Origin of the sequence: Mesorhizobium sp. 1B3, assembly GCF_050958605.1 — a bacterium.
Taxonomy (GTDB): Bacteria; Pseudomonadota; Alphaproteobacteria; order Rhizobiales; family Rhizobiaceae.
Genome location: NZ_JBJHDO010000006.1, coordinates 196,798 through 210,858, shown reverse-complemented (window position 1 = coordinate 210,858; position 14,061 = coordinate 196,798). Strand labels below are relative to the sequence as shown.

At 65.1% G+C, this 14,061-nt stretch carries 13 protein-coding genes; 8 read left to right on the top strand and 5 right to left on the bottom strand.

All coding sequences use genetic code 11. The annotated features are described in order from the left end of the window. The first annotated feature begins 17 nt into the window (after nucleotides 1–17). The 4 genes from ACCO56_RS18300 to ACCO56_RS18285 are packed head-to-tail and all read left to right on the top strand — an operon-like array spanning nucleotide 18 to nucleotide 3,706. Nucleotides 18–809: an ATP-binding cassette domain-containing protein gene (locus ACCO56_RS18300; protein ID WP_433642401.1), complete on the top strand. Its 792-nt coding sequence runs from the start codon at nucleotides 18–20 to the stop codon at nucleotides 807–809. Beyond that, a complete protein-coding gene (locus tag ACCO56_RS18295; RefSeq protein WP_433642247.1) occupies nucleotides 809–1,822 on the top strand; it encodes an ABC transporter permease in 1,014 nt (337 codons plus the stop codon). The genes ACCO56_RS18300 and ACCO56_RS18295 overlap by 1 nt, the downstream gene beginning before the upstream one ends. Then, the gene (locus ACCO56_RS18290) at nucleotides 1,819–2,889 is read left to right on the top strand and encodes a phosphotriesterase family protein (RefSeq protein WP_433642246.1); all 1,071 of its coding nucleotides are present in this window, start codon (nucleotides 1,819–1,821) and stop codon (nucleotides 2,887–2,889) included. The genes ACCO56_RS18295 and ACCO56_RS18290 overlap by 4 nt, the downstream gene beginning before the upstream one ends. Before the next feature lie 40 nt (nucleotides 2,890–2,929). Next, nucleotides 2,930–3,706 (top strand): glutamine amidotransferase, encoded by a 777-nt coding sequence (locus ACCO56_RS18285; protein ID WP_433642245.1) that lies wholly within the window; start codon nucleotides 2,930–2,932, stop codon nucleotides 3,704–3,706. Nucleotides 3,707–3,712: 6 nt separating this feature from the next. Here ACCO56_RS18285 and ACCO56_RS18280 read toward each other — a convergent pair whose 3' ends face one another. Then, nucleotides 3,713–4,615 carry a PfkB family carbohydrate kinase gene (locus tag ACCO56_RS18280; protein WP_433642244.1) on the bottom strand — a complete coding sequence of 301 codons (903 nt, stop codon included), beginning with the start codon at nucleotides 4,613–4,615 and terminating at the stop codon, nucleotides 3,713–3,715. Between the two features lie 25 nt (nucleotides 4,616–4,640). On the opposite strand from ACCO56_RS18280, the gene ACCO56_RS18275 reads away from it, so the two are divergent. Both ACCO56_RS18275 and ACCO56_RS18270 read left to right on the top strand, forming a co-directional pair. Further along, nucleotides 4,641–5,483, top strand: a complete 843-nt coding sequence (locus ACCO56_RS18275) for a BtpA/SgcQ family protein (protein ID WP_433642243.1) — start codon at nucleotides 4,641–4,643, stop codon at nucleotides 5,481–5,483. Between the two features lie 4 nt (nucleotides 5,484–5,487). Then, a complete protein-coding gene (locus ACCO56_RS18270; RefSeq protein ID WP_433642241.1) occupies nucleotides 5,488–6,735 on the top strand; it encodes a Zn-dependent hydrolase in 1,248 nt (415 codons plus the stop codon). A 239-nt stretch (nucleotides 6,736–6,974) separates the two neighbouring features. On the opposite strand, the gene ACCO56_RS18265 is transcribed toward ACCO56_RS18270, so the two are convergent. The 4 genes from ACCO56_RS18265 to ACCO56_RS18250 all read right to left on the bottom strand — a co-directional run bounded on the left by ACCO56_RS18265 (nucleotide 6,975) and on the right by ACCO56_RS18250 (nucleotide 11,572). After that, nucleotides 6,975–8,072: an alcohol dehydrogenase family protein gene (locus ACCO56_RS18265; protein WP_433642240.1), complete on the bottom strand. Its 1,098-nt coding sequence runs from the start codon at nucleotides 8,070–8,072 to the stop codon at nucleotides 6,975–6,977. 5 nt (nucleotides 8,073–8,077) lie between these two features. Next, the gene (locus ACCO56_RS18260; protein WP_433642239.1) at nucleotides 8,078–9,457 is read right to left on the bottom strand and encodes an aspartate aminotransferase family protein; all 1,380 of its coding nucleotides are present in this window, start codon (nucleotides 9,455–9,457) and stop codon (nucleotides 8,078–8,080) included. Between the two features lie 22 nt (nucleotides 9,458–9,479). Continuing rightward, complete coding sequence (locus tag ACCO56_RS18255; protein WP_433642238.1) at nucleotides 9,480–10,973, bottom strand: NAD-dependent succinate-semialdehyde dehydrogenase; 1,494 nt, start codon at nucleotides 10,971–10,973, stop codon at nucleotides 9,480–9,482. Between the two features lie 116 nt (nucleotides 10,974–11,089). Then, nucleotides 11,090–11,572, bottom strand: a complete 483-nt coding sequence (locus ACCO56_RS18250; protein ID WP_433642237.1) for an Lrp/AsnC family transcriptional regulator — start codon at nucleotides 11,570–11,572, stop codon at nucleotides 11,090–11,092. Nucleotides 11,573–11,659: 87 nt separating this feature from the next. On the opposite strand from ACCO56_RS18250, the gene ACCO56_RS18245 reads away from it, so the two are divergent. Both ACCO56_RS18245 and ehuA read left to right on the top strand, forming a co-directional pair. Next, on the top strand, nucleotides 11,660–13,045 hold the full coding sequence (locus ACCO56_RS18245; RefSeq protein WP_433642236.1) for a PLP-dependent aminotransferase family protein: 1,386 nt from the start codon (nucleotides 11,660–11,662) through the stop codon (nucleotides 13,043–13,045). Between the two features lie 196 nt (nucleotides 13,046–13,241). Beyond that, the gene (ehuA, locus tag ACCO56_RS18240; RefSeq protein ID WP_433642235.1) at nucleotides 13,242–14,027 is read left to right on the top strand and encodes an ectoine/hydroxyectoine ABC transporter ATP-binding protein EhuA; all 786 of its coding nucleotides are present in this window, start codon (nucleotides 13,242–13,244) and stop codon (nucleotides 14,025–14,027) included. Nucleotides 14,028–14,061 lie beyond the last annotated feature (34 nt).

Here is a 14,061-nt window from a genome sequence, read left to right as displayed (position 1 = left end):
TGGTGTCCAAGGCAGCCATGCCGGCCGGGGCTGAGGGCGCTTCCGCTCCCCAGCCTGCCGGCCGGCCCGGCGACGATGCCGCGCCGCGCGTGTCGTTGCGCGGCATCGTCAAGTCTTTCGGTTCGCATCAGGCTTTGCGCGGCGTCGATCTCGATATCCTGCCCGGCGAATGCCTGGGCCTCGTCGGAGACAACGCCGCCGGCAAATCGACGCTGACCAAGATCATTTCCGGCACCTACATCCCCGATGGCGGCACGATCAGCATAGAGGGTCGGCCGGTCGTGTTGTCCGGCCCCGCCGACGCGCGTGCCCGTAACATCGAGATGGTGTTCCAGGATCTCAGCCTGTGCGACCATATCGACGTGGTGGGCAACCTCTTCCTCGGGCGCGAGCGCACCAAGGGGCTGTTCCTCGACCGCCAGAGCATGATGGACGAGGCACGTTCCATGCTCGACGCGCTGGAGATCCGCATCCCCAGGCTCACCGCCAAGGTGGAGAAGCTGTCGGGCGGCCAGCGCCAGGCCATCGCTATCGCTCGCGCGGCAGCGTTCGACCCCAAGGTGCTCATCATGGACGAGCCCACCTCGGCGCTCGCCGTGGCGGAGGTGGAAGCCGTTCTCGCGCTGATCAATCGCGTCAAGGCGCGCGGCGTCGCGGTTATCCTCATCACACACCGGCTCCAGGATCTCTTCCGGGTCTGCGACCGCATCGCCGTCATGTATGAGGGGACCAAGGTCGCCGAACGCAATATCGGGGAGACGAACCTCGAAGACATCGTCAAGCTCATCGTCGGGGAGGGCGCCCACTGATGACCGCCTACACCGAAAGGGCGAAGGGCACGCCCCTGGCCGATTTCCTAGCTGAGAACGCTCAGATACTGTCGATCGCGATCTTCTTCCTGGCTTGCATCGTCTTCTTTTCCATAGGCACGAGCACCTTCTTCACGCTCGGCAATATCCTCAACATACTGCGCCAGGCCGCGCCCATCCTGATCGTCGCGGTGGCCATGACGCTGGTCATCATCACGGCCGGCATCGACCTGTCGGTCGGGTCTCAGGTGGCGTTGGTCAACGCGCTTGCCGCGATCTTGATGGCCGCGGGTTTCCCGTGGCCCGTGGCGGTGCTTGCCATGCTCGTGCTCGGGGCTCTGATGGGGCTGGGGCAGGGCTGGTTCATAGCATATCAGGGCGTGCCCGCCTTCATCGTCACGCTTGCCGGCCTGTCGATCCTGCGCGGCTTGGCGCTCTACCTGACCCAGGGCTATTCGATCCCGATCGAGAACGTGCCGGGTTTCTTCGCGCTGGGCCGCGGCGAAATCCTGGGCATTCCCGTTCCCGCACTGATTGCCGTGGCGATCGCCATCGTCGGTTATGTGGCGCTGCGCTCCACGCGTTACGGGCGCAGAGTGGTGGCGGTGGGCTCCAACATGGAGGCGGCGCGCCGGGTCGGAATGCCGGCTCGCTGGATCATCGCCTCGGTCTACATGGTCTCGGGCATCTCCTGCGCCATAGCCGGCCTGCTGATCGCGGCCCGCCTCGGTTCGGGCTCGTCCAATGCGGCGGTGGGCTTCGAGCTGCAGGTCATCGCGGCGGTCGTGCTCGGCGGCACTTCGTTGATGGGCGGTCGCGGCACGATCCTCGGCACCGTGCTCGGCACGCTTACCATCGCGGTGATCGGCAACGGCCTGATCCTCATGCACATCTCGCCCTTCTTTACGCAGATCGTGACCGGCGTGATCATCCTCGTCGCCATCTGGCTGAACACGCGCATCTTCAACGCCAAGTTCAGGCTGCCGGGCAGGCCGGGGGGCAAGGCGAAATGAGCGCCGCCCCGCTTTCGCCGGCGCATGTCCGCTCCGGCAGGGTCATGACGGTGGGTGGCCTCGTGCCGGCGGCCGATCTCGGCATGACGCTGATGCACGAGCACATCCTCAATGACTGCCGCTGCTGGTGGCACAAGCCCAAGGAGCCGGAGCGGCAATATCTGGCAGGCGGCTTCGTCTGTATGGAGATCCTATCGGAGCTCCGCCAGGATCCCTTCGTCAACAGGCACAACATCACGCTGGACGACGAAGCGCTGGCGGTGAAGGAACTCGGCCAGTTCGCCGCTGTTGGCGGCCGCACCGTCGTCGAACCGACATGCCAGGGTATCGGCCGAGATCCGCTCGCGCTGCGCCGGATCTCGGCGGCATCCGGTCTCAACATAGTGATGGGTGCCGGATATTACCTCGCGTCCTCCCACCCCGCGAAGGTGGCGGCGATGTCGTCCGACGACATCGCCGCCGAAATCGTGCGCGAGGCGGTCGAGGGCGTCGACGGCACGGATGTGAAGATCGGGCTGATCGGCGAGGTCGGCGTGTCCTCCGACTTCACGCAGAGCGAGCAGAAGTCGCTGCGTGGCGCCGCCCGCGCGCAGAAGCTGACCGGGCTGCCGCTGATGATACATCTGCCGGGGTGGTTCCGGCTCGGTCACAGGGTGCTCGATATGGTCGAGGAGGAAGGGGCGGACCTGCGCCATACGGTGCTCTGCCACATGAATCCGTCGCATGACGATTTCGCCTACCAGTCGTCGCTGGCGGCGCGTGGCGCCTTCATCGAGTACGACATGATCGGCATGGACTTCTTTTACGCCGACCAGCAGGTGCAATGTCCGAGCGACGAAGAGGCCGCGCGTGGGATCGCGCGCCTCATCGACGCCGGCTATCTCGATCGCATCCTCCTGTCGCACGACGTCTTCCTGAAGATGATGCTCACCCATTACGGGGGAAATGGATACGCATTCGTCCCCCGCCATTTTCTGCCACGGCTGAAACGCCACGGCATAGCGGACGCCGCGCTCGAGCGGCTGATGCACGACAATCCCCGTTCGGTCTTCGACGCGGCGGCCTGAAAGGCCGCCATCTGGCCAAGAACAGAAAGTGAGAAATCATATGTCCAAGAAAAAGGTTCTTCTCGTCGGTGAGAGCTGGATCAGCTCGGCCACCCATTACAAGGGCTTCGACCAGTTCGGCAGCGTCACCTTCCATCTCGGTGCGGAGCCGCTAGTGAAGGCGCTGAAGGACACGGAGTACGAGCTCACCTACATGCCGGCGCATGAGGCCGTGGAGAAGCTCCCCTTCGAGATGTCGGGGCTCGACGCCTACGACGCCATCATCCTCTCCGACATCGGCGCGAATTCCCTGCTGCTGCCGCCGGAAGTATGGCTGCATTCGCGCACCGTTCCGAACCGTTTGAAGCTCCTCAAAGCCTGGGTCGAGAAGGGCGGCGGCCTGCTGATGGTCGGCGGCTACTTCTCCTTCCAGGGCATCGACGGCAAGGCGCGCTGGCGCCGCACGCCCGTGGAGGACACGCTCCCCGTCACCTGTCTTCCCTATGACGACCGCGTGGAGATTCCGGAAGGCACTGTAGCGGAGCTCGTCGCAGCCGACCATCCCGTGATGGCCGGGCTGACCGGGGAGGCTTGGCCGCCTCTGCTCGGCGTCAACGAAGTCGAACTGCGCGCCGCTCCCAATGTCGAGCTGATCGCGCGCCTGCCCCAGGACCAGGGTGGCTTTCCGCTCCTGGTGCTCGGCGGCCATGGCAAGGGACGCACCGCAGCCTGGACCTCGGATATCGGTCCGCACTGGCTCTCTCCGGCCTTCTGCGCCTGGCAGGGTTACGGCAGGCTGTGGACGAACATCCTCGGTTGGCTGACGGAAGAACGGTAGGCGAGGTCAGCGTTGCGCCAGGATCGCGCTCATCTCCTCGACGCTCGGAAAGGCGCTCGACGTGCCCTTGCGCGAGACGGTGAGCGCGCTGGCCCTGGCTGCATGAAGGAGCGCCAACTCGTCGAGCCGAGTGCCGCGCAACAGCGCCGATGCCAACGCGACGCCCGTGAACGTGTCGCCCGCCCCGGTCGTGTCTACGGCGGTGGCCGGCGCGGCAGCAACCCGAATTGGGGCACTGCCGCTCCCGCCGAGCAGGGCGCCGCCGCTACCGAGCGTCAGTACCACCTCGCCCACGCCCTGGGCGTGGAGGACCGCGGCGGCGGCTTCTCTCTCCGCGCCGGTCAAGGCACGCGCTTCGCCGGCATTGAGGAAGGCTATGTCGACGAGCGGCCACAGAGCTGGGAAAGCGGGCCGCAGCGGCGATGGATTGAACACCGTCACCATGCCTCGGCCTCGCGCTTCGCGCAGCAGCGCCTTGGTGGTCGCTTCGCTCAGATTGCCCTGGAGGACGGCCATGTCTCCGGCCTCGGCCTGCGCAAGGGCGGCGAGCGCATCCGCGGGTCGAAGATTTTCCGCCGCGTCCGCCGTGGTGACAATGGCGTTCTCTCCGTCCGGTGTCGTGAATATGATGGAGAAGTCGGTGGCGTGGCCCGCCAGCCGGACCAATCGGCTTTGGACCGGCTCGGCGGCGAGCCGTTCGGCGATCGTCCCAGCGCGGAAGTCGTCGCCCACGGGCGCGACAAGGCTTGTCGGGAGGCCGCAGCGCGCCATGACGACCGCCTGGTTCGCGCCCTTGCCGCCGAGATCGCTGGATCCTTGCCGGCCGAAGATGGAGGCGCCGGCCGCCGGCCATTGATCGACCAGAATGGTCTCGTCGATCACTGCATTGCCGATGACATATGCGTGCATGAACACTCTTCCGAAGGACTTTGAAATGCAGGAAATCTCGGACAACACCGCCGGCGCCATAAGGGAAATATTCGGCCGCGACAAGGCGCTCATCGGGATGATCCATTGTCCGGCCTTCCCCGGCGCGCCACGCTACCGCGGTGCTGGCATGGCTTCCATCTACGACGCTTGCATGCGCGACGCGGAAGCCTTGATCGAAGGCGGGCTCCACGGCCTGATGATCGAGAACCACGGTGACATCCCCTTCTCCAAGCCCGAGGACATCGGCTGCGAGACGGCGGCCTTCATGTCGGTCGTCACCGACCGCATCGCACGCGCCACTGGCGTTCCGCTGGGGATCAACGTGCTTGCCAACGCGCCGATCCCGGCCTTCGCCATCGCCATGGCGGGCAGCGCGAAGTTCATCCGGGTAAATCAGTGGGCCAACGCCTATGTGGCGAACGAGGGTTTCATGGAAGGTCGCGCCGCGGAAGCCATGCGCTACCGTTCGCTGCTGCGCGCGGAGCACATCAAGGTCTTCGCCGACAGCCACGTCAAGCATGGCAGCCACGCCATCGTCGCCGACCGCTCGATCACCGAGCTTACGCGCGACCTCGCTTTCTTCGACGCCGACGCGGTGATCGCCACCGGTCAGCGGACGGGCAACGCCGCGACGATCGAGGAGATCGAGGAAATCGCCGCCGCGACCCACCTGCCGCTTCTGGTCGGCTCCGGCGTCGACAAGGCGAATGTCGTCGAGATCCTGAAGCGGACGAACGGCGTAATCGTCGCCTCGTCGCTGAAGGTGGGCGGGGTCTGGTGGAACCCGGTCGATATCGATCGCGTGCGGGCCTTTCGTGCGGCGGCCGAACCGGCGCTCGTGGCCTGACGACATGGCAGGAGACGAGATTGCCATCGACGCCGAGCGCTTCCTCGGCCGTCTCGACGCATTCGCGGCGATCGGCGCGACGCCGGCTGGCGGCGTCAACCGGCAGGCATTCTCGCCGGAAGATCGCCGTGCGCGCCGACTGCTGGCCGAACTTGCATCGGCCCGCGGCTTCAGTGTCCAACAGGACGCGATCGCGAATCTGTTCATCCGTCGGGAGGGTCGGGACGTCTCGCGGCCGCCTTTCCTGATCGGCAGCCATCTCGACAGCCAGCTGACCGGCGGCCGCTTCGACGGCGCGCTCGGCACCCTCGCGGCCTTCGAGGTGCTGGAGGCGATGGAGGATGCCGGCACCGAGACCGCCGTTCCGATCGAGGTTGTCGCCTGGGCGAACGAGGAAGGAAGCCACTATCAGCCGGGCTGCATGGGTTCGATGGCCTTCGTTTCCGGCACAATCCCTGAGGAATGGGCTTCCATGCGCGGCCATGACGGCAGCCTGTTCGCCGATGAATTGAAGGCGACGCTGGAGGCGTTGCCGCAGGCCGCGATGCGGCCTCTGGGTTTTCCGATAACCGGCTATATCGAGCTCCATATCGAGCAGGGTCCATCGCTGGAGCGGGAGGAGATCTCCATCGGCATCGTGGAAGGGATCCAAGGCACACGCTGGCTGGAAGTCACGATGACGGGACAGGCCGCTCATGCAGGCACCACCGCGCTCGCCTTCCGCCGCGACGCCATGGCCGCGACCGTCCACGCCCTCGACCGGCTCTACGCCGAGGTCATGCCGGGCGATGAGCGCGCCCGCTTCACGGTCGGCAAGCTGTCGGTTGCGCCGGGCGCGGTAAACGCCATTCCCGAACGGGTCGTCTTCACCGTCGACCTGCGCCATCCAGCAAGTGCTGAACTGGATCGGCTTGAAGGCCTCATCGAGAGCGCATGCGCCGAGGCCGCGACACAGTACGGATGTGTTTCGGCGCAACGCCGCATCTTCGACATGCCCCCGGCCATCTTTCCCAAGGCGTTGCTCGCCCATCTACGGGAAGCGGCCGATAGCCTCGGGTTTCGGTCGAAGCCGATGCTGTCCGGTGCCTTCCACGATGCACTCTTTGTCGCTCGCGTTGCGCCGGCGGCGATGATCTTCGTGCCCTGCCGGGATGGGCTCAGCCACAACGAAGCCGAGTATGTCGAGCCGCACCATGCGGTCGACGGCGCCCGGATGCTGCTCGCCTCGACGCTCAAGGTGATCGGAGGGTAGATCGATAGCCCAACGGTGAACGGTTAGCCGCCCCGCACGTGTCACGCCCCTCTGGCCTGCCGGCCATCTCCCCCACAAGGGGGGAGACTGGCGGCTTCTGCGTCGGCGATATTCCTGCAACGCCGGCGATTTGCGAAGGCCGACGAGACAGCCAATCTCCCTCCTTGTGGGGGAGATGGCCGGCAGGCCAGAGGGGGGTGCTGCGCCGGCATAGAAAGGATCAATTCTCCGAATGCTGTCTAAGCCGCATCCATCACGCGATCCGGCACGACAACCAGCTTGCCGACGAAATCCTTGGCGATGAAATCGGCCTGGGCTCGGTGGAAATCGGATAGCCGGTAGACGCCGCCGACCAGCGGGCGCAGCTTCTTCTCCTCGATGTAGCGCACGATGCGGCGAAAATCGCCACGGGTGCCCTGCGACGAGCCGTTCAACTGGAGCTGCTTGAGATACATGGTTCTGAGATCGAGCTGGACGACCGGGCCAGCTATCGCGCCCGCAGTGGTGTAGCGCCCTTCCGGTCGAAGGATTCGCAAGAGATCGTTGAACATGGCTCCGCCGACGAGATCGGCCACCACATCGATAGGTTCGCCTTTCGTTGCGTCATGCACGGCCGCCGGCAGGTCGGCCGTTCCGCGTGTGATGACGGCTTCCGCACCAATATCGAGCACCGCCTTTTCCTTGCCCTTGCCGACAATGGCGTAAGGGATCGCGCCCCGTGCTCGTGCAAGCTGGATGATGCCGGAGCCCACGCCTCCGGATGCGCCGGTAACGAGCACGCGCTCGCCGGCCTTGAGCGCAGCGCGCTCCAGCATCTGCTCGCCGGTCAGATAGGCACAGCAGAAGGTCGCGAGTTCGACGTCGGTTAGCTCGGTCGCGACGACATGGGCGTTCTCGGCTGGCAGGGCCATGTACTCGGCATAGCCGCCGTCGCGGCCATGACCCATATAGTCGATGTCGGCGAGACTGTCGTCGTCACGATTGTAGATGGAGAAGTCGACCATCACGCGCTCGCCGAGCCGCGAGGCCGGCACGCCGTCGCCGACGGCAACGATGCGGCCGACCGTGTCGGTTCCCTGGATGCGGGGGAAGCTGAGTGTGTTGCCCTGACGTCTCCAGGTCGAGACTGCGGCGGGATCTTCTTCGGTGCCGTAGGCCCCTTCGCGCACCCAGACATCGGTGTTGTTCATACCGCAGGCTGCGACCTCGATCAGCACCTCGCCCGCGGCGGGCGAGGGCACCGGGACATCGCGCCGATAGGCCAGCTTTTCCGGTCCGCCATGCCCGGTAAGCAGCACGGCGGCCATGACGGAGGGGACAGAAGATTGCGAAGCCATGTTCCTTACAGTCCTGCGAACACGCTCTTCACTGCGTCTGCCGTCTTGTCCACGATCACGTCGGCTTCCCCCTGTGTCAGGCAGAGCGGCGGGGCGAAGCCGAGGATGTCGCCTTGCGGCATGGCGCGGCCGATAACGCCTCGTTCGGCAAGCGCTGCGGCTATCTTCGGCCCGATCTTGTCGGCTGCGTCGAAGAAGATCCGGTCCTCCTTGTCGGCCACGAATTCCACCGCTGCCAACAGGCCATCGCCGCGAACCTCACCGACATGGGCGTGGTCGGCGAGTGCCGCGGTCAATCCGTTTCGGAAATAGGCGCCGGTCTCGCCGGCATTCCGCACGAGATCGAGCTCGTCGATGAGTTCGAGATTGGCGATGCCGGCAGCCGCGCAGATCGGATGCGCCGAATAGGTCCAGCCATGGCCGAGCGAGCCGAGCTTGTCCGAGCCTTCGACGAGAACCCGCCAGACCTTGTCCGAGACGATGACGCCGGAGAGCGGCGCATAGGCGGAAGTGAGGCCCTTGGCAATCGTGATGAGATCGGACTCCATGCCGTAGTGATCGGAGCCGAACATGGTGCCCAGGCGACCGAAGCCCGTCACGACTTCGTCGGCGACCAGCAGCACGTCGTACTTCTTGAGCACCGCCTGGATCTTCTGCCAATAGCCGGCGGGAGGCGGCACGATGCCGCCGGTGCCGAGCGCCGGTTCGCCGATAAAGGCGGCTACGGTCTCGGGTCCTTCGGCAAGGATCAGTTCCTCGAGCTTGTCGGCGCAATGCTGCGAAAACTGCTCTTCGCTCATCGAACGGTCGGCGCGACGGAAGTAGTAAGGGGCCTCCGTGTGGAGGATCGGCGCACGCGGCAGGTCGAAGGCATTGTGGAAGAGCTCCAGCCCGGTCAGCGACCCGGTCATGACGCCCGAGCCGTGATAGCCCCGCCAGCGCGAAATGATCTTCTTCTTCTCGGGGCGGCCAAGCACGTTGTTGTAGTACCAGATGAGCTTGATGTTGGTCTCGTTCGCGTCCGAGCCGGAGAGGCCGAAATAGACGCGGCTCATATTCTTCGGCGCGCGATCGATGATCATCTTCGCGAGCCGGATCGATGCCTCCGTGCCGTGCCCGACATAGGCGTGATAATAGGCGAGCTGGCTCGCCTGGGCAGCGATGGCATCCGCGATCTTCGTGCGGCCGTAACCGACATTTACGCAATAGAGACCGGCGAAGGCGTCGAGGCTGGTGCGGCCCTCGATATCGGTGACATAGACACCCTCGCCGCCCGCCATCACGCGGTTGGGCGCTTCGCCGCGCGCGTGCATGCCCATATGGGTCGAGGGGTGGAAGAAGTGGTCGCGATCCCAGGCGGCGAGTTCGTTCGAGCGGTCAGGCATGTCTTTACTCCAATGATCTGTTTCAGGCTGCGTCCAGGCAGAGATATTTGAGCTCGGTGAAGGCCTCGAGCCCATGACGGGAGCCTTCGCGGCCGAGGCCGGATTGCTTAATCCCGCCGAAGGGGATCGGCGCGCCGGTGATCTTCACGCGGTTGATCGCCACCATGCCGTAGTCGAGCGCCCGCCCCATGCGGAGCTGCCGCGCCCCGTTCTCGGTCACGACATAGGCGACGAGACCGTATTCGGTGTCGTTGGCGCGGGCAATTGCTTCATCCTCGCTGTCGAAGGGCGTAACGGCAGCGACGGGTCCGAAGGTTTCCTCGCGCATGATCAGCGCGGCCGGAGGAACGTCGGCGAGCAAGGTGGGCTCGAAGAACAGCGGGCCGGCGCTGTGCCGTTTGCCCCCGGCAAGGAGGCGCGCGCCGCGCGACAGGGCATCGGCCACATGCTCCTCGACCTTCTGGACAGCGCGCTCATGCATCAGCGGGCCGATCTCGCAGCCATCGACCAGGCCCGGAGCGACCGTCAGGGCCGCTATGCGGGCGGCGAATGCGCGGCAGAATTTGTCGTAGGCCGGACGCTCGACATAGATGCGGTTGGCGGCAAGGCAATCCTGGCCGGACGTGGCGAATTTGGCGTCTACCGCGATGCGTACCGCCTTTTCGATCTCGGCATCGGCGAAGACGATGAGCGGGGCATGTCCACCGAGTTCCATGACGAGCCGTTTCATGGAGGGGGCGCATTTGCCCGCGATCAGCCGGCCGATCTCCGTGGAGCCGGTGAAGCTCATCGCCCGCACACGCTCATCTTCGCACAGCCGGCCGACGATCGCTTCCGCCTGCCCGGTGACGACGTTGAAGACGCCGGAGGGCAGGCCGGCGCGCTCGCCGAGTTCGGCCAGCGCGAGCGCCGAGAGCGGTGTCTGGGAAGATGGGTGGGCGACGACGGTGCAGCCGGCGGCGAGCGCTGCTGCCGCCTTGCGTGTCAGCATGGCCGCAGGGAAGTTCCAGGGCGTGACGAGGCCGACGACGCCGAGCGGTTCGCGGCGCACGATCATCTCCGCATCGGGCAGGTGGCTGGTGACGCTCTCGGCATTCACCCGTTTCGCCTCCTCTGCGTACCACTCGACGAAGGACGCGGCATAGTCGATCTCGCCGTGCGCCTCTGCGAGCGGTTTGCCCTGTTCGAGCGTCATCAGAAGCGCCAGGTCCTCCTTGGCGGCGACGATCAGTTCGTACCATCTGCGCAGGAGCGCGGCGCGTTCCTGGGGGAGGGAGGCACGCCATTTCGGGAACGCGCGGAAAGCTGCATCGATGGCCCGGCCGGTTTCATCCTCTCCCAATGCGGCGACCCAGGCGACGCTTTCGCCGTTGGCGGGATCGCGCACCTCGAAGGTCCGACCTTCGGCGTCCGCGGTCCAGTGCCCGTCGACATAGGCGAGTTCGCGCAGCAGGCGACGGTCGGCCAGCCGGTCGAGCCCGTCGTCGCGGCGCGGCCTGGCGAAATGTGCGGACATGGGAACCTCCCGTTGGTTGTGGGAAGTCTAGGGGCCTTGCCGCGAGAAAGAGACTGTTTCGTCCGGTGCCGATGGATGGATTGGCTGAAGACCTGGCGGTTACCTAGAGAGATTCTCTAGGTGCCAACCAGTTCCGCCACCGGCAGGACGTGGTCCTCCTTCACCGCCTTGGTGACTATATAGGTGAAATAGCGGTCGATGCCGATCTCGCGCTGGAGCAGCGCGTCGACAAGGCGCTGGTAGGCATCGATGTCGGGCGTCATCACCTTGAGGATGTAGTCGACGCCGCCGCCCAGCGCCCAGCAGGCAACGATCTCCGGAATGTCGCGCACGGCCTTCTCGAACCGGTCGAAGTCGGCTTGCCGATGACTGCCGAGCGTCACCTCCATCAGCACGGTGGCGGCGGGCGCGATCTGCCGGATCGCGACGCGTGCATGATAGCCGGTGATGATTCCTGCCTTCTCGAGTTTCCGCAAGCGTAGCCAGCAGGGCGTCGGCGACAGGCCGACCTTTTCGGCGAGCGCCAGCTTGGTGATGCGTCCGTCGCGCTGGATCGCGTCGAGGATCTTGAGGTCGATCGAATCCAGCCTGATCGCCATCGGTCTTTCCATGATTGCGGTGCAATTCACCATGGCGCGGCAAGATTCCCATTGTCAATTGCACTGATTTTGATCTCAAATGAAATCATGACATTGTGGCGTCCCGATCCGAGTCTCATTCGGCGTCCGGCTTATCTTTCGCTGGCCGACCAGTTCGCGCGCGCGATCCATGACGGACGCCTGCCCAACGGGACGCGGCTGCCGACGCATCGGCGGCTCGCTGACGATCTGTCGCTTTCGGTCCAGACGGTGAGCCGCGCTTATGAGGAACTGATCCGCCGCGGCCTTGTGTCCGGCGAGATCGGCCGCGGCAGTTTCGTCCAGACGAGGCAACGCGAGCCGGAGCCGCCCTATCTTCCGGAGCGGCCCGGCGAAGTGATCGACCTGTCGATCCTGAAGCCGGTCTGCGAACCGATGCATCATGAGCGAATAAAGGGCGCTCTGGCCTGGCTGGCGGAAGCGCTGCCGTCGAGTGCCGCGCTCTCCTTCCGGCCGAATGTCATTTTTCCACGACATAGAGCCGTCGGGGTGGACTGGCTCAGGGAGTGCGGTTTGTCCGTCGCGCCCCAGAATATCAGCCTCACCAATGGCGCGACCGCCGGCATGACGGTGGCGCTGATGAGCGTCGCGCCGCCCGGATCGACCGTCGCGACCGAAGCTATCGGCCATCATACACTGGTACCGCTCGCCACCTATCTCGGCTTCAATCTGGAGGGATTGCCGATCGACGGGGACGGCATCGTGCCCGAGGCTTTGGACGAAGCGTGTCATCGCGCGGACATCCGGGCCGTCTTCGTCCAGCCTTCCGTGATCAATCCCACGGCAACGCTGATGAGCGCCGTGCGCCGCGAGGCGCTTGCCGAAGTCGCGCGTCGGCACGACATCGCCGTTATCGAGAACGACGTGCTCGGCCCGTTGGTGGAGGGGAGAGCTCCGCCGGTCGCGGCCTATGCCCCGGAGCGGACGCTCTACGTGACGAGCTTCACCAAGATCACCGTGCCGGGCCTGCGCATCGGCTATCTCGTGGCGCCGGACCGCTATGTTGCGGCGGTCGCCAACCGTCACCTGGTCTCCAACTGGATGGCGACCCCCATGGTCGCTGAAATCGCCTCGCGCTGGGTCGTCGACGGCACCGCCATGGAGTTGGTGCGATGGCAGCGCGAAGCCCTTTCGCGCCGGCATGATATCGCAGCGGAGATGCTGAAGGGCCTCAATTATCTCGCTCACCGCAGCGGCCTGCATGTATGGCTGCCGCTGCCCGATGACCGCACCGAGGAGGGGTTCGTCGCCCAGGCCCGGCTGCAGGGCGTGGCGATCGCGCCCGGCGTCTCGTTCCGGACGGGACAGACCCCGTGGCACCCGGCCGTGCGGATCTCGCTCGGCTCGACGACCGAGGGCGAACTGCGTAGCGGCCTGGGCACGGTTGCCCGGCTGTTGCAGGGAGATCCGGAGCCGCTGCTGCTAGCGATCTAAGCAGTTTCCGCAAAAGTGCCCCACGGTTTTGCGACGAGAACCTGCGACAACAAAAGAGCCTGAGTGGACATTCGCGGGGCAGCCCACGAATGTCTGCTTAGGTTCCGGACGCCTCGAACAGGCGGCGTCCGGAAATATTGTCATGATATTATTTTACCAATTGACATGATTTGCTGACTTCCCCATCGTCAGGGGCATGTCGGCCCCCATCATCGAAATCGACAGCATCACCAAAAGTTTCGGCGCCTTCAAGGTGCTGGACGGATTGTCGATGCAGGTCATGCCGGGTGAGAAGCTCGCGCTGATCGGTCCATCCGGCTCGGGCAAGACCACCATCCTGCGCATCCTGATGACCCTGGAGCGCATCGATGGCGGCCATATCCGCATCGACGGCGAGCAGCTCTATCATGTCGAGCGCGAGGGCAGTCTCGTCCCCGCCGACGAGGGCCATCTGACGCGCATGCGCCGCAAGATCGGCATGGTGTTCCAGCTCTTCAACCTGTTCCCGCACAAATGCGTGCTCGACAATGTCACGCTCGCGCCGATGCTGACCAAGGGCGTCCGGCGCGCCGATGCCGAGAAGCGGGCGATGGAGCTCCTCGATATGGTGGGGATGGCCGACAAGGCCAAGGCCATGCCGGCGCAGCTTTCCGGAGGGCAGAAGCAGCGCGTCGCGATCGCCCGCGCCCTGGCGCTTTCTCCGAAGATCATGCTGTTCGACGAGGTGACTTCCGCCCTCGATCCCGAACTGGTCGAGGAAGTGCTGAACGTCATGCGCAAGCTCGCGGCCGAGACCGACATGACCATGCTGCTCGTCACCCACGAAATGGGGTTTGCTCACGATTTCGCCGATCGCGTCCTGTTTTTCGATCGTGGCCGCATCGTCGAGGAAGGCAAGCCCGACGAGATTTTCCGCCATCCCAAGCAGGAACGAACACAGGCCTTCCTGCGCAAGATCATAGCGGCCGGACACCGGGTCTGATCGCCATGCCGCGGCGTGAGCGCCGCCAAGAGAC

Bases quoted from the DNA above. Each gene is read 5' to 3' on its own strand.
- ACCO56_RS18300 (WP_433642401.1), top strand. From the start codon at position 18: ATGCCGGCCGGGGCTGAGGGCGCTTCCGCTCCCCAGCCTGCCGGCCGG.
- ACCO56_RS18295 (WP_433642247.1), top strand. From the start codon at position 809: ATGACCGCCTACACCGAAAGGGCGAAGGGCACGCCCCTGGCCGATTTC.
- ACCO56_RS18290 (WP_433642246.1), top strand. From the start codon at position 1,819: ATGAGCGCCGCCCCGCTTTCGCCGGCGCATGTCCGCTCCGGCAGGGTC.
- ACCO56_RS18285 (WP_433642245.1), top strand. From the start codon at position 2,930: ATGTCCAAGAAAAAGGTTCTTCTCGTCGGTGAGAGCTGGATCAGCTCG.
- ACCO56_RS18280 (WP_433642244.1), bottom strand. From the start codon at position 4,615: ATGCACGCATATGTCATCGGCAATGCAGTGATCGACGAGACCATTCTG.
- ACCO56_RS18275 (WP_433642243.1), top strand. From the start codon at position 4,641: ATGCAGGAAATCTCGGACAACACCGCCGGCGCCATAAGGGAAATATTC.
- ACCO56_RS18270 (WP_433642241.1), top strand. From the start codon at position 5,488: ATGGCAGGAGACGAGATTGCCATCGACGCCGAGCGCTTCCTCGGCCGT.
- ACCO56_RS18265 (WP_433642240.1), bottom strand. From the start codon at position 8,072: ATGGCTTCGCAATCTTCTGTCCCCTCCGTCATGGCCGCCGTGCTGCTT.
- ACCO56_RS18260 (WP_433642239.1), bottom strand. From the start codon at position 9,457: ATGCCTGACCGCTCGAACGAACTCGCCGCCTGGGATCGCGACCACTTC.
- ACCO56_RS18255 (WP_433642238.1), bottom strand. From the start codon at position 10,973: ATGTCCGCACATTTCGCCAGGCCGCGCCGCGACGACGGGCTCGACCGG.
- ACCO56_RS18250 (WP_433642237.1), bottom strand. From the start codon at position 11,572: ATGGCGATCAGGCTGGATTCGATCGACCTCAAGATCCTCGACGCGATC.
- ACCO56_RS18245 (WP_433642236.1), top strand. From the start codon at position 11,660: ATGACATTGTGGCGTCCCGATCCGAGTCTCATTCGGCGTCCGGCTTAT.
- ehuA (WP_433642235.1), top strand. From the start codon at position 13,242: ATGTCGGCCCCCATCATCGAAATCGACAGCATCACCAAAAGTTTCGGC.